The sequence below is a fragment of the Pseudomonas mosselii genome (assembly GCF_005796105.1).
In the GTDB taxonomy this organism is placed as follows: Bacteria; Pseudomonadota; Gammaproteobacteria; order Pseudomonadales; family Pseudomonadaceae; genus Aquipseudomonas; species Aquipseudomonas mosselii_C.
The window spans coordinates 302,371-321,927 of record NZ_VAUO01000001.1 but is presented as its reverse complement, the minus strand read 5'-3'; the positions used below and the strand labels follow the sequence as shown (position 1 = coordinate 321,927).

21 protein-coding genes and 1 riboswitch are annotated in these 19,557 nt (G+C 63.4%); of the genes, 15 read left to right on the top strand and 6 right to left on the bottom strand.

The annotated features are described in order from the left end of the window. Positions 1-103: 103 nt before the first annotated feature. Positions 104-880 carry an IclR family transcriptional regulator gene (locus FEM01_RS01495; protein ID WP_138217520.1) on the top strand — a complete coding sequence of 259 codons (777 nt, stop codon included), beginning with the start codon at positions 104-106 and terminating at the stop codon, positions 878-880. 132 nt (positions 881-1,012) lie between these two features. Here the strand turns inward: FEM01_RS01495 and adhP are convergent, their stop codons facing one another. The 4 genes from adhP to FEM01_RS01475 all read right to left on the bottom strand — a co-directional run bounded on the left by adhP (position 1,013) and on the right by FEM01_RS01475 (position 4,334). Next, entirely contained in the window at positions 1,013-2,017 is a 1,005-nt protein-coding gene (gene adhP, locus FEM01_RS01490; RefSeq protein WP_138217519.1) for an alcohol dehydrogenase AdhP, read from the bottom strand. Between the two features lie 295 nt (positions 2,018-2,312). After that, positions 2,313-2,990, bottom strand: a complete 678-nt coding sequence (locus FEM01_RS01485; RefSeq protein ID WP_138217518.1) for a DsbA family protein — start codon at positions 2,988-2,990, stop codon at positions 2,313-2,315. A 125-nt stretch (positions 2,991-3,115) separates the two neighbouring features. Next, positions 3,116-3,757, bottom strand: a complete 642-nt coding sequence (locus FEM01_RS01480) for a DUF1109 domain-containing protein (protein WP_138217517.1) — start codon at positions 3,755-3,757, stop codon at positions 3,116-3,118. Continuing rightward, positions 3,744-4,334 (bottom strand): sigma-70 family RNA polymerase sigma factor, encoded by a 591-nt coding sequence (locus FEM01_RS01475; protein WP_138217516.1) that lies wholly within the window; start codon positions 4,332-4,334, stop codon positions 3,744-3,746. The genes FEM01_RS01480 and FEM01_RS01475 overlap by 14 nt, the downstream gene beginning before the upstream one ends. Positions 4,335-4,559: 225 nt before the next feature. Between FEM01_RS01475 and FEM01_RS01470 the strand changes: the two genes are divergently transcribed. The 8 genes from FEM01_RS01470 (at position 4,560) to FEM01_RS01435 (ending at position 12,817) form a co-directional block, all read left to right on the top strand. Beyond that, positions 4,560-4,847 carry a BufA1 family periplasmic bufferin-type metallophore gene (locus tag FEM01_RS01470; protein WP_138217515.1) on the top strand — a complete coding sequence of 96 codons (288 nt, stop codon included), beginning with the start codon at positions 4,560-4,562 and terminating at the stop codon, positions 4,845-4,847. A 16-nt stretch (positions 4,848-4,863) separates the two neighbouring features. Then, positions 4,864-5,697, top strand: coding sequence for an MNIO family bufferin maturase (gene bufB, locus FEM01_RS01465; protein WP_138217514.1), 834 nt, complete (start codon positions 4,864-4,866; stop codon positions 5,695-5,697). Then, the gene (locus FEM01_RS01460) at positions 5,694-6,548 is read left to right on the top strand and encodes an HvfC/BufC N-terminal domain-containing protein (RefSeq protein ID WP_138217513.1); all 855 of its coding nucleotides are present in this window, start codon (positions 5,694-5,696) and stop codon (positions 6,546-6,548) included. The genes bufB and FEM01_RS01460 overlap by 4 nt, the downstream gene beginning before the upstream one ends. Then, on the top strand, positions 6,460-6,927 hold the full coding sequence (locus FEM01_RS01455) for a DoxX family protein (RefSeq protein ID WP_138217512.1): 468 nt from the start codon (positions 6,460-6,462) through the stop codon (positions 6,925-6,927). Before FEM01_RS01460 ends, FEM01_RS01455 begins: the two co-directional genes overlap by 89 nt. Positions 6,928-7,087: 160 nt before the next feature. Further along, positions 7,088-7,705: a TetR/AcrR family transcriptional regulator gene (locus tag FEM01_RS01450; protein WP_138217511.1), complete on the top strand. Its 618-nt coding sequence runs from the start codon at positions 7,088-7,090 to the stop codon at positions 7,703-7,705. Between the two features lie 71 nt (positions 7,706-7,776). After that, positions 7,777-8,892: an efflux RND transporter periplasmic adaptor subunit gene (locus FEM01_RS01445; protein ID WP_138217510.1), complete on the top strand. Its 1,116-nt coding sequence runs from the start codon at positions 7,777-7,779 to the stop codon at positions 8,890-8,892. Continuing rightward, on the top strand, positions 8,889-11,978 hold the full coding sequence (locus FEM01_RS01440) for an efflux RND transporter permease subunit (protein ID WP_138217509.1): 3,090 nt from the start codon (positions 8,889-8,891) through the stop codon (positions 11,976-11,978). The genes FEM01_RS01445 and FEM01_RS01440 overlap by 4 nt, the downstream gene beginning before the upstream one ends. Positions 11,979-12,010: 32 nt before the next feature. After that, positions 12,011-12,817 carry an oxidoreductase gene (locus FEM01_RS01435; RefSeq protein WP_138217508.1) on the top strand — a complete coding sequence of 269 codons (807 nt, stop codon included), beginning with the start codon at positions 12,011-12,013 and terminating at the stop codon, positions 12,815-12,817. Positions 12,818-12,903: 86 nt separating this feature from the next. Here the strand turns inward: FEM01_RS01435 and FEM01_RS01430 are convergent, their stop codons facing one another. Next, positions 12,904-13,359 (bottom strand): methyltransferase family protein, encoded by a 456-nt coding sequence (locus FEM01_RS01430; RefSeq protein WP_138217507.1) that lies wholly within the window; start codon positions 13,357-13,359, stop codon positions 12,904-12,906. Between the two features lie 202 nt (positions 13,360-13,561). Then, the gene (locus FEM01_RS01425; protein WP_138217506.1) at positions 13,562-14,002 is read right to left on the bottom strand and encodes a PACE efflux transporter; all 441 of its coding nucleotides are present in this window, start codon (positions 14,000-14,002) and stop codon (positions 13,562-13,564) included. 108 nt (positions 14,003-14,110) lie between these two features. On the opposite strand from FEM01_RS01425, the gene FEM01_RS01420 reads away from it, so the two are divergent. The 6 genes from FEM01_RS01420 to FEM01_RS01395 all read left to right on the top strand — a co-directional run bounded on the left by FEM01_RS01420 (position 14,111) and on the right by FEM01_RS01395 (position 19,396). Further along, positions 14,111-14,998 (top strand): LysR substrate-binding domain-containing protein, encoded by an 888-nt coding sequence (locus FEM01_RS01420; protein ID WP_138217505.1) that lies wholly within the window; start codon positions 14,111-14,113, stop codon positions 14,996-14,998. Between the two features lie 205 nt (positions 14,999-15,203). Further along, positions 15,204-15,304: riboswitch (guanidine-I (ykkC/yxkD leader) on the top strand. A gap of 68 nt (positions 15,305-15,372) precedes the next feature. Continuing rightward, complete coding sequence (locus FEM01_RS01415) at positions 15,373-16,437, top strand: putative urea ABC transporter substrate-binding protein (protein ID WP_138217504.1); 1,065 nt, start codon at positions 15,373-15,375, stop codon at positions 16,435-16,437. 13 nt (positions 16,438-16,450) lie between these two features. Further along, positions 16,451-17,266, top strand: a complete 816-nt coding sequence (locus FEM01_RS01410) for an ABC transporter permease (RefSeq protein WP_138217503.1) — start codon at positions 16,451-16,453, stop codon at positions 17,264-17,266. Next, the gene (locus FEM01_RS01405; RefSeq protein WP_138217502.1) at positions 17,263-18,042 is read left to right on the top strand and encodes an ABC transporter ATP-binding protein; all 780 of its coding nucleotides are present in this window, start codon (positions 17,263-17,265) and stop codon (positions 18,040-18,042) included. Before FEM01_RS01410 ends, FEM01_RS01405 begins: the two co-directional genes overlap by 4 nt. Before the next feature lie 2 nt (positions 18,043-18,044). Continuing rightward, positions 18,045-18,758, top strand: a complete 714-nt coding sequence (locus tag FEM01_RS01400) for an urea amidolyase associated protein UAAP1 (protein ID WP_138217501.1) — start codon at positions 18,045-18,047, stop codon at positions 18,756-18,758. Between the two features lie 11 nt (positions 18,759-18,769). Continuing rightward, entirely contained in the window at positions 18,770-19,396 is a 627-nt protein-coding gene (locus FEM01_RS01395; RefSeq protein WP_138217500.1) for an urea amidolyase associated protein UAAP2, read from the top strand. Positions 19,397-19,557: the final 161 nt, after the last annotated feature.

The following is a 19,557-nucleotide window of genomic DNA, read 5'->3' as shown; positions in this document are numbered from 1 at the left end:
CAGGAGGCGTGTTTTTCACTATAAACAATTTACAAGAATCGTAAAGAGATTTATAAATATCGCATATCGATACTTAAAGCCCATTTATTACAAGAGCCAAGGTATGAGCGACAGCGAAAACAATCTGTTCAACCAGTCACTGGAAAAAGGCTTGGCGGTACTGCGCGCCTTCAACGCCCGCCGCCGTAGCATGAACCTGGCTGAGGTCGCCGAGGCCGCCGGCATCAACAAAAGCTCGGCCCAGCGCATGATCCACACCCTCGAAGCCCTCGGTTACGTGAGCAAGCACCCGCAGAACAGGCGCTTTCAGCTGACCCCACAGGTGATGGAAATCGGCTACAACTACCTGGCCGCAGATACCTTGGTGGATGTGGCCAATCCGTTCCTGGCCGAGCTTGCCCAGACCACTGGCGAGACGACCAACCTGACCGAGCCAGTGCGCACGGACATGCTCTACGTGGCCCGTTTCGTCGGCCCGAAGTTCATTCCCATCTACCTGCCGATCGGTAGCCGTATCCCGATGTACTGCAGCGCTTCGGGGCGGGCCTACCTGAGTTTGCTGGAGGACGATGAAGTGCTGGCGCTGCTCGCGGCGAGTGAGCTGCAACGTCACACCCAGTACACCCGTACCGCCACCCAGGCGATCCTCGACGCCATCGCCGAGGTCCGCCACAAGGGCTATGCGATCAACAGCGAGGAGCTGTTCCTGGGAGACATGGCGGTGGCCGCGCCGGTGCGCAACAGCCAGGGCCGACCAGTGGCATCGGTGCATGTGGTGGCGCCGACCAGTCGCTGGAGCGTAGAAGAAGCCGAACGCCGGTTGGCGCCGGCAGCCCTGGAATGCGCCCGGGCGATCAGCAATTCGATCAGGGCATTGTAGGAGCGGCCTTGTGCCGCGACAGGGGCGCGCAGCCCCAGGATTTCAGTGTCATACACGATCGCCGGGGCTGCTACGCAGCCCTTTCGCGGCACAAGGCCGCTCCTACAAGATTGCGCGCGGCGGCCTGGCGCTTTAGAACTGAATCACCATGCGCCCTTCGATCTTGCCTTCGAGCATCTCCTCGAAGATCTGGTTGATGTCCTCCACCGGCCGCAGCGTCACCTTCGGCACCACCTTGCCCTCAGCCGCGAACTGGAAGGCTTCCTGCAGATCCTGACGAGTGCCGACCAGCGAGCCGATCACCTCGATACCGTCGAGCACCAGCCGCGGGATGTTCAGGCTCATCGCCTCCGATGGCAACCCCACCGCCACCAGTCGCCCACCGGCGCGCAGCGCATCCACCGCCGAATTGAACGCCGCCTTGGCAACTGCCGTGACCACCGCGGCATGGGCGCCACCGGTCACTTCCTGAATGATCTTCGCCGCGTCCTGGGTGCGCGAGTTGATGATCAGGTCCGCGCCCATTTCGCTCGCAAACCGCAGTTGCTGGTCGTTGACGTCGATGGCAATGACCTTGGCGTTGAACACGTTCTTGGCATACTGCAACGCCAGGTTACCCAGGCCGCCAAGGCCATAGATGGCGATCCACTGTCCGGGCCGGACCTTGGCGACCTTGACCGCCTTGTAGGTGGTCACACCGGCACAGGTGATACTGCTGGCAGCCGCCGACTCCAACCCGTCGGGCACCTTGACCGAGTAGTCGGCCTTGACGATACACGCCTCGGCCATGCCGCCATCGACGGTGTAACCGGCGTTCTTCACCTCACGGCACAAGGTTTCGTTGCCGCTGGTGCAATACTCGCAGTGCCCACAACCTTGGTAGAACCACGCGACACTGGCCCGATCACCGGGCTTGAGCGAGGTAACGCCCGGCCCTACTTCCTGGACCACGCCAATGCCCTCGTGGCCCAACACCACACCGGTCTTGTCACCGAAATCGCCATTCTTCACATGCAGGTCGGTGTGGCAGACGCCACAGCAGTGCATCTTCAGCAGCGCCTCCCCGTGCGCCAGAGGGCGAAGGTTTTTCTCTACCACTTCAACACGACGATCAGGTGCAACGACAGCAGCTTTCATAAAAGCCTCCTTGTCCGAGTGAGTCAGCCGGCCTGGTTACCGTATCAACAGGGCTGGCCAGGCGGGCCTGAACCCAACACCGCCCGCGCTGCTGAATGAGGTTGCAGCAACCGCACGCTGGCGAGGCATTCGCCAACCATACGGCGTGTTCACTCTAGACCGTAGGCGTTGCAATGAAGGTGCTCCAGATCATGGTTTGCGCAACGGATCGGCTGGGCTGAGGACTGCGCGGTGCATGAAGTGCGCATGAGCGCTAGCGCCGTTAATGCACAGCTGTCGAGCTGCCCGACACCACTCAGGCCGCTTGCTGTAGCAGTTGCTCGATGGTTTCGACCAAGCGGCCTGGATCGCGATACAGGTCCGCGCCGCTGATGGGACGCATGGCTTGGTTGATCTCGACCAGCAGCAGCGGCACACCCCTTGCGCCCACCTCGCGCATCAGTGCTTGTGCGTCCTCGATGCGGCTAGCGGTCTGTTCGGCAAGCTGCGCTTGCTGGGTAAGCGTCGTGTGCAGGGTCTGCGCGTCAATCGCGTACCCCGCCCCGCTCAGCAAGTCGGCAGTGCAGGCCGCCACGACATCGGCCGATGACGTATCAAGCCCTTCGACATAGCGGGCCGTTTGCAGCACTGCGTACAGCTTCGGCTCCAGCGCGCTGTCGTGACCTCGAACCCAGGTCAACGCCCGGCTCATCGGCATCGAGTCGAATCGCAGCGCCCTGCCCCCCAGGATCTGCTCGAAGTACGCAGCCGCGAAGGGTTGCCCGGTCAGGGAAGCAATGCGCAGGTCGTTGCTACGGGCATACTCGGCAAATTCGGGCGTGATCACGCGCGCACCGGGGCCTGCGAAGAGGCCCGTGGGGTGCAGTTGCAGTGCATCCGGGAAGCGCTCTGCCAGACCACGTAATGCGCCGGCGCTGGCATAGCACCAGCCACAGAGCGGATCGAACAGATAATGCAGTTTGAAAGTGGCCATCTCCCGGCTCCGTAAAAGGTGATGGCGCTAGAGTATTAGGTTGCTATTCGGAGAAATAGACGCTTGGAACGTACACTTTGTTGCGTGAATCGAGCAAATACAGCATTCGGCTCGTTACGTAGCCGCTACCAACGCAATACACTAGGCCCAAGCAGCGCACCGATAGCCGTCGGCAGCAACATGCCCAGCAGATACCAAACGCCCCAGAATGCAATGCCCATCTCCGGGCAGTGCAGGCAGTAGGCCAGGGTCGCAGTGGCGCCCGCCAACAATCCGCCCGCCGCGCCTGCAATACGCAGGCGAGTTGGCGCAAGACCGCGCAGCGTCCAGAACACACCGACGAAGGTTGGCACCGACAGCAGCGCAATGTTCAGCGGGCAGGTGCGCCAGGTCTTGCCAAGGATCAGGTCGGCGCGCATATCGGCAGGTGCTGCGGCCAATTGCAGCGCAGCACCGATCCACACCAGCAGCGCCGGCAGCGCCAGCAGCACCCAGGCCGCCCCTCCCCGCACACCTGGCCGTGCCAGGCGATTGCTCAGCCACAACGCAAGCAGCGCAAGGCTACCGGGTAAGGCGACCTTGGCCCAAAACAAAGGGGTGCGTGCAACTTCGCCCAGGTCAGGTCGTACACCGAACAACGCCGCCATCAACAGCGCCGCGCCCAAGGCACCGCCCACCAAGGCGATAGCGAACCGCTTGCCAGCGAGGTGTCGGTCCACCGCGCTCTCTCTGGCGCTCAGCAGGTCGATCAGTTCATTGGTCTTCATGGTTTCGCAATCCTCGGATGATAGTCGCCAGGGCCTTGAGCCCACGGTGGATGCCGACCTTCACGGCAGCGCTGGAAAGCCCTGTGAGGCTGGCGGTTTCCTCCACCGACAGCCCCTCCAACTTCACATGAACGATCGGCAGGCGTTGCTTGTCAGGTAGCTGGCACAGCAGCTTGCCCAGATCACGGCTGGCCTGGGCGGGCTCGTGATCCTCGACACCGAACAGCTCTTGCTCGTCGTCCAGCAGCGGATCGTGGAGGGCTTCGCGGCGCGCAAAGGCGCGAAAGTGATCAGCCAGCTTGTAGCGCGCGATGGCTTGCACCCAGGCAGTCAACGGTTGGTCCGCACGGTAGGTGTGGCGGGCATTGTGGACGGCCAGCAACACTTCCTGCAGCAAGTCTTCGACCTCACCGGGGCGCTGACTCAGGCGACGGCCCAGGAAAGCCCGCAGGTGCGAGCCAAGCGCCCCCAAAAACTCGCGGTACGCCCGGCTGTTGCCGTCCAGGCCGCGCAGCAGCAACGCCTGCAACTGAGCTTCACGCGCGATCAGCATTTGCTGACTGGTAGTTCGTTGCATCGGCGGTCCTGGTTACAACGTGGATAGATTCTTTCCCGCACTCACCCAACGTACGGGCGTGCCGTTGGCCCGGGGAAACAGGCATGCGCTCAATACGTTAGGGCCGCGGCAAGAAATTCTCAAAAAAATTTACCGCGCTGTAACCGGATTGCCGCCGCTGGCGAACTACTCATCGAGCCGCCGGAAAGCCTTCCGCGGCCCCTCACTCGAAGCGGAGACCGCAGCATGAAAACCCTGACCCTCGCCACCGCCGCCCTTGCCCTTGCCGCCATCACCGGCAGCGCCCTGGCCGACGACATGAACACCACGGCCAGCAATGGCGCGGCCATGGAGAAGTGCTACGGCGTCGCCCAGGCCGGCAAGAACGACTGCAAGGCCGGTGCCGGCACCACCTGTGCGGGCAGCGCCAAGAAGGACTACGACGGCATGCACTGGAAAAACGTTCCGGCCGGCACCTGCACCACCATCAAGACGCCCAATGGCATGGGCTCGCTGACCCCGAGCAAGGCCTGAGCCAAGGCCGCCGACCATGAGCACATCCTCTCAACTGGGCGCCGGGCTGGGACTGCGAGGCGAACACTACGCCCAGGCCCTGGCCTGCAACGCCCAGGAACTCTGGTTCGAAGTACATCCAGAGAACTACATGGTCGGTGGCCCGCGCCTTGCCTGGTTGGAGCGGATCGCCGAACGGCATCCGCTGTCGCTGCATGGGGTTTCGCTGTCCCTGGCGGCCGATGCAGCACCTGACGAGACGCACCTTCTGCGCTTGCGCACGCTGATCGAGCGTGTGCAACCGCCGCTGATTTCCGAGCACCTGGCCTGGTCGAGCTGGCGCGGTCGGTATTTCCCGGACTTGCTGCCCTTCCCGCGCAGCCACGCAGCCCTGACGCGGATAACCGAAAATATCCAGCGCACCCAGCAAGCGCTGGGCCGGCGCATCGCCATCGAGAACCCCAGCCACTACGTACGCCTGGAGGGTCACGACTGGGATGAAGTCGAATTTCTGACGGAGCTAACGCAGCGCACAGGCTGTGGCCTGCTGCTGGACATCAACAATGTGTACGTCAGCGCACAGAACCTGAACTTCGATGCCAAACGCTATCTTGATCGTTTCCCGACGACGACGGTCCTCGAAATCCATCTGGCCGGGCACAGTCACGACGCGGGCGCCGAATTGTTGATCGACTCCCACGACGCACCTGTCGCCGAACCTGTCTGGGCACTTTACGAACACCTGATTCAACGTATCGGCCCGAGGCCGACACTGATCGAGCGCGACGACCATCTGCCCGCCTTCGATGCCCTGCTGGCCGAGCGCGAGCGTGCCCAGACGATCCTCGACCTGGCGCAGGTGAGCCCATGAACACGGCCCTCGGCGCCTTCCAGGACGCCTTCGTCGAAGCCCTCTACCACCGCCCGGCCCCGGCGCTGCAAAGCCTCGCTGAACAGGCGGGCTTCGAGGTGTATCGCAATACCGTACTCAAAGGTTGCGTCGATGCACTGTGCGACAACTTCCCAACCCTCGAACGTCTGGTCGGCACAGACTGGCTGCGTGCCGCGGCCGCCATCCACGCTCGAACAACGCCACCCAGCGACGCGCGGCTGTTGTTGTACGGCGAGGACTTCGCTGACTTCCTCGAAGCGTTCGAACCCGCGCGGGAGCTTCCCTACCTTGGCCCCGTGGCACGCCTGGATCGACTGTGGAGCGAAGCCTTCGCCGCCCCTTCGCAAGCGGCGCTGGAGCTTGCCAGTCTGACCGGCATGAGCGCCTCGGACCTCGCGACCTGCCAGCTGAAACCGCGCGCCTGCGTACGCTGGCGCTGGTTCAACGAGCAACCGATCTACACCATCTGGCAGTGCAACCGCCAGGCCCTGCCGATACCCCAGGCAATGCTCTGGCGCGGCGAGGGTGTTTTGCTCGTCGGCCATGCCAGCGGCGTCAGCTGGCAGGCACTGGAAATTGGCGGCTGCGCGTTCCTGGACGCCTGCGCAGCCGGCAACGACCTGGACCGGGCTTCAGCCCTGGCACTCGCGGCGCAACCGCAACTCGACTTCCACGACCTGCTCGGCCGCCTGCTCGGCGCCAGGGTGTTCAGCCCCCTCAACCCAACGCGAGACAGCCTACATGGACATCGCACGCACTCCCCATCAGCGCACCGCGCTGCGCCAGCGCTGGAATCACCTGGCCGATACCCTGCAGCACTGGCTCGGTGACGCGTTCCTCTGCCTGGTCGCGCGAGTCGGGATCGGCGCGACGTTCTTTCTGTCCGGGCGCACCAAGGTAGAGGGCCTGCTGAGTATTACGCCAGGCACCTACGAGCTGTTCCGCACCGAGTATCTGTTACCACTGCTGCCACCGCACATTGCCGCGCACCTGGCAACCTATGCCGAGCACATCTTCCCGATATTGCTGGTTCTGGGCCTGTGTACCCGCCTATCGGCCCTGGCATTGCTAGGCATGACCACGGTAATCGAGGTGTTCGTCTACCCGGACGCATGGCCGACCCACCTGGTCTGGGCGGGCCTGCTGCTGTTGCTGATCGGCCGAGGTGCCGGGCGCTGGTCGCTGGATCGAGCGCTAGGCATTCACTGAATGCGTCACCTGCAATCCGCTGCCCAAGCGACGACCTGATAGCGCAGGCGCTTCGACGGCATACGATGGCGTTCAAGGCAAAGGCACACAACAATAAGTAACCACAATACATATTGGTCACTTATTGTTCATCGCCCTGACGCTCTGTAGGCTATGGCTCATGAACAAGACTCCCTCCCCCAAAGTTGCAGCACGTGGTCCGGTGGATCACGAAGTACGTGATCAGATCGTGGCCGCGGCGACCGAGCACTTCCGGCTGTATGGCTACGAGAAGACCACGGTTTCCGATCTGGCTAAGGCCATCGGCTTTTCCAAGGCCTATATCTATAAATTCTTCGAGTCCAAGCAGGCCATCGGCGAGCTGATCTGCTCGAACTGCCTGCAACAGATACAAACCGAGGTAAGGGCCGCAGTCGATGCGGCAGACACCCCGCCCGAGAAGCTTCGGCGCATGCTCAAGACGCTGGTGGACGCCTGCCTGGCGTTGTTTTTCGAGGATCGCAAACTCTACGAAATCGCCGCCTCCGCCGCTTCCGGGCGCTGGCCGGCAACCCTCGCCTACGAAGGTTTCATCGCGCAGACCCTCGGCGAGATCCTGCAATCGGGCCGCCAGAGCGGCGACTTCGAGCGCAAGACGCCACTGGATGAAGCCACACGTGCGATCCACCTGATCATGCGCCCGTATTTCAATCCCCTGCTGCTTCAGTACGGGCTCGACACCACCGATGAAGCCCCGGCGCTGCTGTCCAGCCTGGTCTTGCGCAGTCTATCACCCTGAGTTGTGACTATTGACTAAATTGGTCACAGGAATCAAAGTGAGGCTCTCGATGACTTCGCTATGGATTCCTCATGCGCCGGCGCAACCTCCTTCTGTCTACCCTGTTCGGCGTCATGCCGCTCGTGTTGGTCGCCTGTAGCGACAAGACGCCCTCCGATCCGCGCACCGACGCCCCTCTGGTCCGGGTCGCCACCGTCCAGTTGGCAACCTCCACGTCGCGAGCGTTCACCGGCATCGTCGCCGCCCGGGTACAAAGCGACCTGGGTTTTCGCGTGTCCGGCAAGGTGTCGCAGCGTCTGGTCGACACCGGGCAGAGCGTCAAGCGCGGCCAGGTCCTGTTACGCCTGGACCCGGTCGACTTGGAACTTGCCGCTAAGGCCCAGCGCGAAGCGGTAGCCGCGGCACGCGCACGCGCGCAACAGACCAGCGATGACGAGGCGCGCTACCGTATCCTGCGCGGCACCGGGGCGATCTCGGCATCCACATACGACCAGTACAAGGCCGCAGCCGATACGGCCCGCGCGCAACTCAGCGCAGCCCAGGCCCAGGCTCAGGTTGCCAGTAACGCCACCCGCTACGCCGAACTGCTGGCCGATGCCGATGGCGTGGTCATGGAAACCCTGGCCGAGCCCGGCCAAGTGGTCGGCGCAGGCCAGGCTGTGGTGCGCCTGGCACATGCCGGCCCACGCGAAGCGCTGGTGCAGTTGCCGGAAACCCTGCGCCCAGTGGTGGGCTCCAGTGCCCAGGCCCGGCTCTTCGGCAGGCACGACGTCAGCGTCGCGACCCGACTGCGCCAACTGTCGGATGTCGCCGACCGCCAGACCCGGACCTTCGAGGCGCGCTATGTGCTCGATGGCGAACTGGCCGATGCACCGTTGGGCACCACCATCACCGTGAACATCAGTGATTCGCAGAGCGCCCCATCGAACGCACTCCAGGTGCCTATCGCCGCACTTTACGACGCAGGCCACGGGCCTGGCATCTGGAGAATTGACGGGCAACCGGCACACGTCACGTGGACGCCCGTCAGCGTTCAGTCGCTGGATGACGAGCGCGCGCGTGTCAGCGGTGCACTCAAGCCGGGCGAGCAGATCGTCGCACTCGGCGCCCACCTGTTGCGCGACGGTCAGCCCGTGCGCCTAGCAGAGCCGACCAGCGTGGCGGTAGCCGAGGAACGTCAACCATGAGCGAGGGCCGTTTCAACCTCTCTGCACTCGCCGTGCGCGAGCGCTCCATCACCCTGTTCATGGTCTGCCTGATTTCCCTGGCGGGGCTGGTTGCCTTTTTCAAACTCGGGCGTGCCGAGGACCCGGCCTTCACCATCAAGGTGATGACCATCGTCACCGCCTGGCCCGGCGCCACGGCCCAGGAAATGCAGGATCAGGTCGCCGAAAAGATCGAAAAGCGCCTACAGGAGCTGCGCTGGTACGACCGTAGCGAAACCTACACGCGTCCGGGCCTGGCCTTCACCACCCTATCGCTGCTCGACACCACGCCGCCCGCACAAGTGCCCGAGGAGTTCTATCAGGCACGCAAGAAGATCAGCGACGAGGCCAAGACCCTGCCCGCCGGAGTGATCGGCCCGCTGGTCAACGACGAGTATTCGGACGTCACCTTCGCCCTGTTTGCACTCAAAGCCCGAGGCGAGCCGCAGCGCCGCCTGGTACGCGACGCCGAAAACCTGCGCCAGCGCCTGCTGCATGTACCGGGCGTGAAGAAGGTCAACATCATTGGTGAACAGGCCGAGCGCATCTTCGTCGAGTTCTCCCACGAGCGACTGGCCACGCTGGGCATCGACCCGCAGGCGGTGTTCGCCGCACTCAACGAACAGAATCTCCTGACCCCGGCCGGCGCGGTGCAAACCCGTGGACCGGATGTGTTCCTGCGCCTGGATGGCGCCTTCGATGAATTGCAGAAGATCCGCGACACCCCGATCATCGCCCAGGGCCGTACCCTCAAGCTTTCCGACATCGCCACAGTCAAGCGCGGCTACGAAGACCCGGCCACCTTCCTGATTCGCAACGGCGGCGAACCGGCCCTGTTGCTCGGCATCATCATGCGTGAAGGCTGGAACGGGCTCGATCTGGGCAAGGCCTTGAACGATCAAGTGCAGCAGATCAACGCCGAGCTACCGCTGGGCATGAGCCTGAGCAAGGTCACCGACCAGGCCGTCAACATCAGCGCCTCCGTCGACGAGTTCATGATCAAGTTCTTCGTCGCGCTGCTGGTCGTCATGCTGGTGTGCTTCGTCAGCATGGGCTGGCGCGTCGGCGTGGTGGTCGCGGTGGCGGTGCCACTGACCCTGGCAATGGTCTTCGTGGTAATGGCCACGACCGGCAAGAACTTTGACCGTATCACGTTGGGCTCGCTGATCCTCGCCCTTGGCCTGCTGGTGGACGACGCCATCATCGCCATCGAGATGATGGTGGTGAAAATGGAGGAAGGTTACGACCGCGTGCGGGCCTGCGCCTATGCCTGGAGCCATACGGCGGCGCCGATGCTCTCCGGCACGCTGGTCACCGCCGTCGGTTTCATGCCCAACGGTTTCGCCCGCTCCACGGCCGGTGAATACACCAGCAACATGTTCTGGGTCGTCGGTATCGCGCTGATCGCCTCCTGGCTGGTCGCGGTGATCTTCACGCCGTACTTCGGCGTCAAGCTGCTGCCCGCGATCAAACAGATCGAGGGTGGCCACGAGGCGCTCTACGACACCCCGCGCTACAACCGCTTTCGTCGGCTGCTGGGCCGGGTGATCACCCATAAGTGGCTGGTCGCAGGCACCGTGGTCGGGTTGTTCGTGACCACCGTGCTCGGCATGGCGCTGGTCAAGAAACAGTTCTTCCCCATCTCCGACCGTCCCGAAGTCATGGTCGAAGTCCAGATGCCCTACGGCACTTCGATCGTCCAGACCAGCGCCGCGGCGGAAAAAGTCGAGGCTTGGCTTGCGCAACAGGCAGAGGCGAAGATCGTCACCGCATACATCGGCCAAGGCGCGCCGCGCTTCTTCATGGCCATGAGCCCGGAGTTGCCGGATCCTTCGTTCGCCAAGATCGTCGTACGCACCGACAACCCGGATGAGCGCGAGGCGCTCAAGCACCGCTTGCGCAAGGCGATCGCCGAGGGTCTGGCCAGCGAGGCGCAGGTGCGCGTCACCCAGTTGGTGTTCGGCCCGTATTCGCCCTACCCGGTGGCTTACCGGATCACCGGCCCGGATCCACAGCGCCTGCGCGAAATCGCCGCCGAGGTGCGCCAGGTGATGCAGGCCAGTCCGTTGATGCGCACGGTCAATAGCGACTGGGGCACCCGCGTACCCATGTTGCACTTCAACCTGCAGCAAGATCGTCTGCAGGCGGTCGGGCTGACCTCCAGTGCCGTCGCGCAGCAATTGCAGTTTCTACTCAGCGGCGTCCCTGTCACCGCCGTGCGCGAAGATATCCGTACGGTGCAGGTCGTGGCGCGTGCCGCCGGCGACATCCGCTTCGACCCGGCACGGGTGATGGATTTCACGCTGGCTGGCGCCAATGGCCAACGCGTCGCGCTGTCGCAGGTGGGCGACGTCGAGGTGCGCATGGAAGAGCCCATCATGCGTTGGCGCGACCGCCTGCCGACCCTCACCGTGCGTGGCGATACCGCCGAAGGCCTGCAACCGCCGGACGTCTCGACCGCCATCAGCAAACAGTTGCAACCCATCATCGACAAGCTGCCAAGCGGCTACCGCATCGAGCAGGCGGGCTCCATCGAGGAGTCGGGCAAGGCCAGCAAGGCCATGCTGCCGCTGTTCCCGATCATGCTGGCTGTCACGCTGATCATCATCATCCTGCAAGTGCGCTCCATCGCAGCGATGATCATGGTCTTTCTCACCAGCCCCTTGGGGCTGATCGGTGTGGTGCCGACGCTGATCCTGTTCCAGCAACCCTTCGGTATCAACGCGCTGGTCGGGCTGATCGCACTGTCCGGCATCCTCATGCGCAACACGCTGATCCTGATCGGACAAATCCGCCAGAGCGAACAGGCCGGCCTCGACCCATTCAACGCGGTGGTCGAAGCCACGGTGCAGCGCGCCAGGCCGGTGATCCTCACGGCGTTGGCGGCGATCCTGGCGTTCATCCCGCTGACCCATTCGGTGTTCTGGGGCACGCTGGCCTACACCCTGATCGGCGGCACCTTCGCCGGCACCGTGCTAACCCTGGTGTTCCTGCCGGCGATGTACGCCATCTGGTTCGGTATCCGTCCCCATCACCACGCGCCACTCGAGCAGGCACAACCGGCATGAGCCGCCCATTTCCCCAAGCCACAGGTATTCGTATGTCCAACCCCACAGTGGTCGTCATAACCGGTGTGTCATCAGGCATTGGCCGCACAGCGGCCGAACAGTTCGCCAAGCGCGGCTGCCGTGTGTTCGGCAGCGTGCGCAACCTGGACACCGCTCAGGCCCTACCCGGCGTCGAGCTGATCCAGCTGGACGTGCGCGACGAAACGTCGATCCGCCAAGGTATCGAGCATGTCGTCGCCAAGGCCGGACGCATCGATGTATTGGTCAACAATGCCGGCACCACACTGCTCGGGGCGATGGAAGAAACCGTCCTCGGCGAGGCCCAGGCACTGTTTGACACCAATGTTTTCGGGGTCTTGCGTGTCACACAAGCGGTGCTGCCGTATATGCGCGGGCAAGGTGCCGGACGCATCGTCAACGTCAGTTCGGTGCTGGGCTTCCTGCCAGCGCCCTACATGGGGTTGTACAGCGCGTCCAAGCATGCCGTGGAGGGATTGTCCGAGAGCCTGGACCACGAGGTACGACGCTTTGGTATCCGCGTCGCGCTGGTCGAGCCCTCGTTCACCCAGACCCAACTCGACATCAATGCGCCACAGGCTGCCACGCGCATCGCCGCCTATACCGGCGAGCGGACAACCGTCTCCCAGGCCATCGGGCTGAACGTGCGCAAGGCGCCGTTGCCCGCAGCAGTCGCGGCAACCATCGTCGAGGCCGCCCTTGGCAGCTGGCGGATGCGACACACTCCCAAAGGCGAAGCCACCCTACTCCGGCGCTTGCGCCGTTTCATGCCGGCAGGCCCCGTCGATTCGGGCCTGCGCAAGACGTTCGGCCTCGGCTGATTCAACCCATCCACTGGAGCCTACACCCAGCACAGCGCACGCAGTGTGGTTGCCTGTCTGGGCTGTGGCAGCAGACGTTGGATTGCCTACAGCCAACGTCTGACCTGGCCGCAATAGTGCGTGAACTGCGCGCCAAAAAGGCCGGCAAGCGCTCGCTCTTCCGGCCCGATCTGGAAGCGGTTCATGTAGATCACGAAACCGAGCACACTCAGAAGCGCTGGCGGCCAGGCGAGAAAAATCGACCAGGCTGTCAGGGCTATGGCGAACCCCAGGTACATGGGGTTGCGTGTGTATCTGTACACGCCAGAGCGGACCAGAGCCGAGGCCGCGTGCGGCTTCAGTGGATTGACCGTGGTACGCGCATGGCGAAACGAAAGCACACCGGCTAGCGCAATAGCGACGCCTACCAGCAATACAACCAGCGCCAGCCCCAGACGCCAGCCGAGTGCAAATTCCCGTGCGCCGGATACGTGCTCGGCCGCCAGCCACGCCAGCACGCCAAACAGTGTGGCCACCAGCGGCGGCGGAATGCGGTTGTTCATGATCGATGCCTTTGAGAGACGAATGTCCTGCCAGGGTGAAGGCTATAGCCACTTCAGGGTCAAGCCCAAGCTTTCACCCACGTGATCGCCGTTACCCTGAGCGCTGGCCGGAGTCAGTCAACCGGCATGCAGCGATGCCGGCAATCACCGGCTCACGGCATCTGTTGCTGCTGCAAGCCGGCCAATGGGTAATTCGCGCGACTCATGAACTGACCGAAACCCCCTCCTTGGCGGACACGGGCAGGTCGAACAGTTTGTCGAAGCACCATTGAAATACCAGGGCATAGAAGAAGAAGAAAACGAACAAGCCCAGATCGGTGACCAGTGCTGCCCACCAGGAAATCCCCAGCCACCAGGCGACCAGAGGCACCAGCATTAGCACCAGCCCCCCCTCGAAACCCAATGAGTGCAGCAACCGTCTGCTCAAAGTGCGTGCCCGCTGCGGCTGACGCGCCTCCCAATACTCGAAAACAGCGTTGAACAGCACGTTCCACACCAGCGCGCTAACAGACAACATCACCGACAGCGCCCCCGCATGAACCAGGCCTTCGTCGTAGATCAAGGCGATGCTGGGCGACAACACAGTGATGGCGATTGATTCATACAGGAGCGCTTGAAGGATTTTTCTGCGAGGGCCTTGCATGGGGGGCTCCGTGGAGTGGGTAGATCACAGACGGTAGTGGCTCATGCACGGCAAGAAAAATGAGATAAATTGCACCCGCATCAATTCAATTCATCCAGGGAGCCCTGCGTGTTTTCGACTCTTCCACTCAACGCGCTGCGTACGTTCGAGGCGGCAGCGAGGCTGGGTAGTTTCAAGGCGGCCGCTGAGGAGCTTGCCGTGACCCCGGCAGCTATTTCCCACCAGATCAGAACCTTGGAAACCCACCTCGGTACACGGCTGTTCAATCGGTCTGGACAGGGCGTAGCCTTGAGCGCCGAGGGCGAGTCGCTCTATCGGCAGACGCACCGTGCACTGTTGGACATTCGCAGCAGCCTGGAGGCTTTCTATCCAGGCACAGCCCAGGCAACCCTGACCATTACCACGACGCCAGGGCTGGCCGCAGCCTGGCTGATTCCACGCTTGGGTAGCTTTTACAGACGCTTTGCGCAGTTCAATGTGCGCGTCGACACACGCAATGAACTTGTCGATCTTCTGCGTGACTCCAGTGTCGATCTTGCGATTCGCGCGGTCAGCCGCGATGACCCGAAGCTGTTCTGCCAGGCGCTGATGGATGAGCGATTCTCGGCTTATGGCGCACCCGAGTTGATCGCCTCACTGAACGTGGATCAGGTCGAGTTGATCAACCTGAACTTGACCATTCCAGGCGCATTCTCAGTCAACTGGCAAAGCTGGTGCACGGCCGCCGATTGCCAGGCTTGGCTTGAAACCGCGCAGATGCGCGAGTTCGACGATGAGCACTTTGCGTTGGGCGCGGCCATCGCCGGTCATGGGCTGGTGCTGGCAAGCAATGTACTGGTCGCTGAAAGCCTCAGGCGTGGAGAGCTAGTGCCCTACAGACCAGAAATCAGCCTGGCGGGGCCGCGTTATGTCGCTGCGTGCGTGCCAGGCAAGGAGCGGCACGCACCGGTGACCGCGTTCCTGAGCTGGCTGGCAGACGCTGCACGGCACCCTTGAGCCCCGGCGCGGTGAGTTGCCAGCGCCCAGATGGTGCGCCGCGCACCATAACGGCGCGGCGCTCCACTTGCCTGTCCCCCAATGCTCACTGGCCTTCTCCTGAAACCCTTGAGCCTGCGGGTCTATCGCCGCGCACAGGCATTCTGGCACGCCTCTCGCATTACCCCTGGGGTGCGGGAGTAGCGCGAGCTATTGCAGCAAAACACAAATGGTTGGCTAGGGTTCCGATCTGCCTCGGCAGGTGCCTGGACCGAGAGCTGACGACCTCCAGTTGAGGTTACACGGCGGGATAAAAGCCCGGGAGACGCCAGACCACCCATCGCAATGGGTGTCGCGCTGCTCCTTGTCCGTCCACCGCCAACTGGAGTCACCCCATGCGAAAGCCCCTCCTGACCGCTTTCCTCACCGGCTGCGTCGTGCTGACCAGCTTTGCCGCCAAGGCCGCGCCCAAGACCGACTTCAACCTGTGCTGGAGCATCTACGCTGGCTGGATGCCGTGGGAATACGCTGCCGCCCAAGGCATCGTCGACAAGTGGGCCGACAAGTACGGCATCCACATCAAGCTCACCCAGATCAACGACTACGTCGAATCGATCAACCAGTACACCGCGGGCCAGTTCGATGGCTGCACCATGACCAACATGGACGCGCTGACCATCCCGGCCGCAGGCGGCGTCGACAGCACCGCGCTGATCGTCGGCGATTTCTCCAACGGCAACGATGGCGTGGTGCTCAAGGGCAAGGGCAAGACCGTCGCCGACCTCAAGGGCATGGACGTCAACCTGGTCGAGCTGTCGGTCTCCCACTACCTGCTGGCGCGCGCCCTGGACAGCGCCGGGCTCACCGAGCGCGACCTGAAGGTGGTCAACACCTCAGACGCTGACATCGCCGCCGCCTTCGACACTGCGCAGGTGCAGGCGGTGACCACCTGGAACCCGATGCTCGGGCAGATCAACACGCGCCAGGATGTGACCCAGGTCTTTGACTCAAGTGACATCCCCGGCGAAATCCTCGACCTGATGGTGGTCAACACCCAGACCCTGCACGACAACCCAGCGCTGGGTAAAGCACTGACCGGCGCGTGGTACGAAGTGATGGCGTTGATGGCTGAACCTTCGGCGGCCGGCAAGGCGGCCCTGGAGCACATGGCCAAGGCCTCCGGCACCGACCTCGACGGCTACGAGGCGCAATTGTCGACCACCCACCTGTTCGCCACCGCACCGGCCACCCTGGCCTTCGTCAACGGCCATGCACTGCCCAAAACCATGGAAAAGGTCGCTCAGTTCTCCTTCGACCACGGTCTGCTCGGTAGCGCTGCCCAAAGCAGTAACGCGGTGGGCATGAGCTTTGCCAACGGCGTGAGCGTAGGCGACCCGGCCAACCTCAAGCTGCGTTTCGACACCCAGTATGTGCAGATGGCCGCTGACGGCAAGCTGTGAGCGGAGACACGCCATGCGCCTTTTGAATCGCCACCCGGACCGCTCCACACGGCTGATGCTGGTCATCCTGCCGTTCGCCCTGCTGCTGTGCGCCTACCTGTTCGGGTCAGCCCAACGCCTGGCCGACAACCCGCGTGACAAGCTGCTGCCCAGCGCCGTGCAGATGAGCGAAGCGATCAAGCAGGTCGCTTTCACCGAAGACAAGCGCAGCGGCGCCTACCTGCTGTGGCAGGACACCGCATCGAGCCTGACCCGCCTGGCCAGCGGCCTGGCCATTAGCGCGGTGGCCGGCCTGTGCCTGGGGATCGTAGCCGGGACGCTGCCGCTGGCAGGTGCTTCGTTGTCGCCGTTGATGGTGGTGCTGTCGATGGTGCCGCCGCTGGCGCTGCTGCCGATCCTGTTCATCGTATTCGGGCTGGGGGAGTTGTCCAAGGTCATGCTGATCGTCATCGGCATCACCCCGATCCTGGCCCGCGACCTTGAGCAGCGCGCCCGCGAGATCCCTGCCGAACTGCGGATAAAGGCGCTGACCCTGGGCGCCTCGACCTGGACCTACATCCTGCGCGTGGTCTTGCCGCAACTGGCGCCACGCCTGCTGATCTCGTTGCGCCTGGTACTGGGCTCGGCCTGGCTGTTCCTGATCGCCGCCGAGGCCATCGCCTCGGAAGACGGCCTGGGCTACCGGATCTTCCTGGTGCGCCGATACCTGGCGATGGACATGATCCTGCCCTACGTCGCCTGGATCACGCTGTTGGCCTGGCTCACCGACTGCTCGCTCAAGCAACTGACCCAGCGGGCTTTCCCCTGGTACGAAGGGGGCCGTCCATGAGCTACATCGAAGTGCGCAACGTCTGGCAGCAATATGGCGAGCATGTGGTGCTCGAAGGCCTGAACCTGAGCATCGCCGAAGGCGAGTTCTGCACCATGGTCGGCGCCTCGGGTTGCGGCAAGTCCACCTTCCTGCGCCTGCTGCTGGGCCAGGAGCAGCCATCGCGCGGACAGATTCTGTTGGGCGGCCAGCCTCTGGCCGGCGAACCCGACCCCAGCCGAGGCGTGGTGTTCCAGCGCTACTCGGTGTTCGCGCACCTGAACGTGCTGGATAACGTCGCACTGGGCCTGGAATTGCCGCATGCCCCCTTGCTTGGACGCCTGCTCGGCCAGCGCAAGCGCGCCGCCCGCGAACAGGCCGCTGCATTACTGACCCGTGTTGGCCTGGGCCATGCTCTGGACAAGTACCCCGCGCAATTGTCCGGTGGCATGCAGCAGCGTCTGGCAATCGCCCAGGCACTGCTGATGAAACCCAAGGTGCTGCTGCTCGATGAACCATTCGGCGCCCTGGACCCGGGGATTCGCAAGGACATGCATGCGCTGCTGCTGGAACTGTGGCAGGAAACCCGGCTGACCGTGTTCATGGTCACCCATGACCTCAGCGAAGGTTTCAGCCTCGGCACCCGCCTGCTGGTGTTCGACAAGACCCGCATCGACCCCCATGCCCCCTACGCCTACGGCTCGCGGGTCACCTATGACCTGCCGCTCAACAGCGCCCGCCAACCGGCCCCGGTGGCCGCCTGCGAGCGCCTCCTCCAACCGCAACCAGGAACCTGACCATGACCGATCCGCAATCTTTCGCCCAAGAGCACCTGCCCGGCGGCGGCCACCTCTCGTTCGTCCTCAAACGCGGACAGCGGGTGCGTTTTACCGACCTGCAAGGCGGCGCCAACGTCAGCCTGATGCTGTTCAACGCCCACGAGAAAAGCGAACGGCTCAACTTGCCCGACAGCCTCAAGTGCCAGCACACCGCCAAGCTCACCGCCGGCCATTGCCTGTACTCGGACATGGGCCGGGTGCTGGCGGCAATCACCCATGACACCTGCGGCTGGAGCGACAGTATCGGCGGAGTGCTCAACGCCCAAGAGGTACAGGCCAAGTACGGCGAAGGCCGCTATCAGGAGCTGCGCAACGGCTTCTTTCGCAATGGCACCGACAACCTGCTGGTGGAAATGGGCAAGTGGGACTTGCAGCTGTCGGACCTGAGCATGCCGCTCAACCTGTTCAGCCGGGTCGACGTGGCCGCCGACGGTACGCTGCACTTTGCCTGCGGCAATGCCAAGGCCGGTGACTACATCGAGCTGTACGCACCGATGGATACGCTGTTCGTAGTGACCGCCCTGCAGCACCCGATGGACCCCGCGCCCGCTTACGCGCCCAAACCCGTGCAACTGACGTTCAGTCACGCCGACGAAAGCGTCGCCGAGCATTGCCGCACCTCGCGCCCAGAGAACGCGCGTGGCTTCATCAATACCCACCGCCTGTTCGCCTGAGGACCTGGACCATGACTGCCCCCCTGCTGCCCGAACACGCGATGTCGTGCTCGACCATTCCTGCTGGCGAACCGTGGCTGGCCGAAGTCAAGGCTGGACAGACCCTGCGCATCCTCGACCTGGAAGGCAACCAAGCCATCGACACACTGTTCTATAGCACCGCCAACCCCCGCGAGCGCTACGACGTGCAGCGCACCCTGCGCAACCAGGGCAATGTCTACCTGGGCGCCGGCAGCGTGTTGTACTCCAACCTCGGCCGACCGATGCTGACCATCACCGAGGACACCTGCGGTCGCCACGACACTCTTGGCGGCGCCTGCGCCCAGGAGAGCAACAGCGTGCGCTACGCCCTGGACAAGCGCCATATGCATAGCTGCCGCGACAACTACCTGCGCGCCTGCTGCCACGACGGGCGCCTGGGCAAGCGCGACATCAGCCCCAACATCAACTTCTTCATGAACGTACCGGTCACCCCTGAAGGCGGCCTGACCTTCGAAGACGGCATTTCGGGGGCCGGTAAGTACGTGCAGCTGCGCGCCGAGATGGACGTGATGGTGCTGATCTCCAACTGCCCGCAGTTGAACAACCCCTGCAACGGCTACAACCCTACCCCCGCGCAGGTGCTGGTATGGGACTGAGCCGCCTGTTCGCGCGCCTGCGCCTGGCCGTGTTCGCTGCCTGCGTGTTCCGTGCAGGCCTCGCGCCCGCCCGTAACGCGTAGCCCCTGCCTGGGGACGACCCCAGGGCAGCCATGAAACTGCGGGACGACCCGCAACCCAGCCGAGGCAGCCAGACGCCT

Coding starts and splice junctions, on each gene's coding strand:
- FEM01_RS01495 (WP_138217520.1), top strand. CDS start 104: ATGAGCGACAGCGAAAACAATCTGTTCAACCAGTCACTGGAAAAAGGC.
- adhP (WP_138217519.1), bottom strand. CDS start 2,017: ATGAAAGCTGCTGTCGTTGCACCTGATCGTCGTGTTGAAGTGGTAGAG.
- FEM01_RS01485 (WP_138217518.1), bottom strand. CDS start 2,990: ATGGCCACTTTCAAACTGCATTATCTGTTCGATCCGCTCTGTGGCTGG.
- FEM01_RS01480 (WP_138217517.1), bottom strand. CDS start 3,757: ATGAAGACCAATGAACTGATCGACCTGCTGAGCGCCAGAGAGAGCGCG.
- FEM01_RS01475 (WP_138217516.1), bottom strand. CDS start 4,334: ATGCAACGAACTACCAGTCAGCAAATGCTGATCGCGCGTGAAGCTCAG.
- FEM01_RS01470 (WP_138217515.1), top strand. CDS start 4,560: ATGAAAACCCTGACCCTCGCCACCGCCGCCCTTGCCCTTGCCGCCATC.
- bufB (WP_138217514.1), top strand. CDS start 4,864: ATGAGCACATCCTCTCAACTGGGCGCCGGGCTGGGACTGCGAGGCGAA.
- FEM01_RS01460 (WP_138217513.1), top strand. CDS start 5,694: ATGAACACGGCCCTCGGCGCCTTCCAGGACGCCTTCGTCGAAGCCCTC.
- FEM01_RS01455 (WP_138217512.1), top strand. CDS start 6,460: ATGGACATCGCACGCACTCCCCATCAGCGCACCGCGCTGCGCCAGCGC.
- FEM01_RS01450 (WP_138217511.1), top strand. CDS start 7,088: ATGAACAAGACTCCCTCCCCCAAAGTTGCAGCACGTGGTCCGGTGGAT.
- FEM01_RS01445 (WP_138217510.1), top strand. CDS start 7,777: ATGCGCCGGCGCAACCTCCTTCTGTCTACCCTGTTCGGCGTCATGCCG.
- FEM01_RS01440 (WP_138217509.1), top strand. CDS start 8,889: ATGAGCGAGGGCCGTTTCAACCTCTCTGCACTCGCCGTGCGCGAGCGC.
- FEM01_RS01435 (WP_138217508.1), top strand. CDS start 12,011: ATGTCCAACCCCACAGTGGTCGTCATAACCGGTGTGTCATCAGGCATT.
- FEM01_RS01430 (WP_138217507.1), bottom strand. CDS start 13,359: ATGAACAACCGCATTCCGCCGCCGCTGGTGGCCACACTGTTTGGCGTG.
- FEM01_RS01425 (WP_138217506.1), bottom strand. CDS start 14,002: ATGCAAGGCCCTCGCAGAAAAATCCTTCAAGCGCTCCTGTATGAATCA.
- FEM01_RS01415 (WP_138217504.1), top strand. CDS start 15,373: ATGCGAAAGCCCCTCCTGACCGCTTTCCTCACCGGCTGCGTCGTGCTG.
- FEM01_RS01410 (WP_138217503.1), top strand. CDS start 16,451: ATGCGCCTTTTGAATCGCCACCCGGACCGCTCCACACGGCTGATGCTG.
- FEM01_RS01405 (WP_138217502.1), top strand. CDS start 17,263: ATGAGCTACATCGAAGTGCGCAACGTCTGGCAGCAATATGGCGAGCAT.
- FEM01_RS01400 (WP_138217501.1), top strand. CDS start 18,045: ATGACCGATCCGCAATCTTTCGCCCAAGAGCACCTGCCCGGCGGCGGC.
- FEM01_RS01395 (WP_138217500.1), top strand. CDS start 18,770: ATGACTGCCCCCCTGCTGCCCGAACACGCGATGTCGTGCTCGACCATT.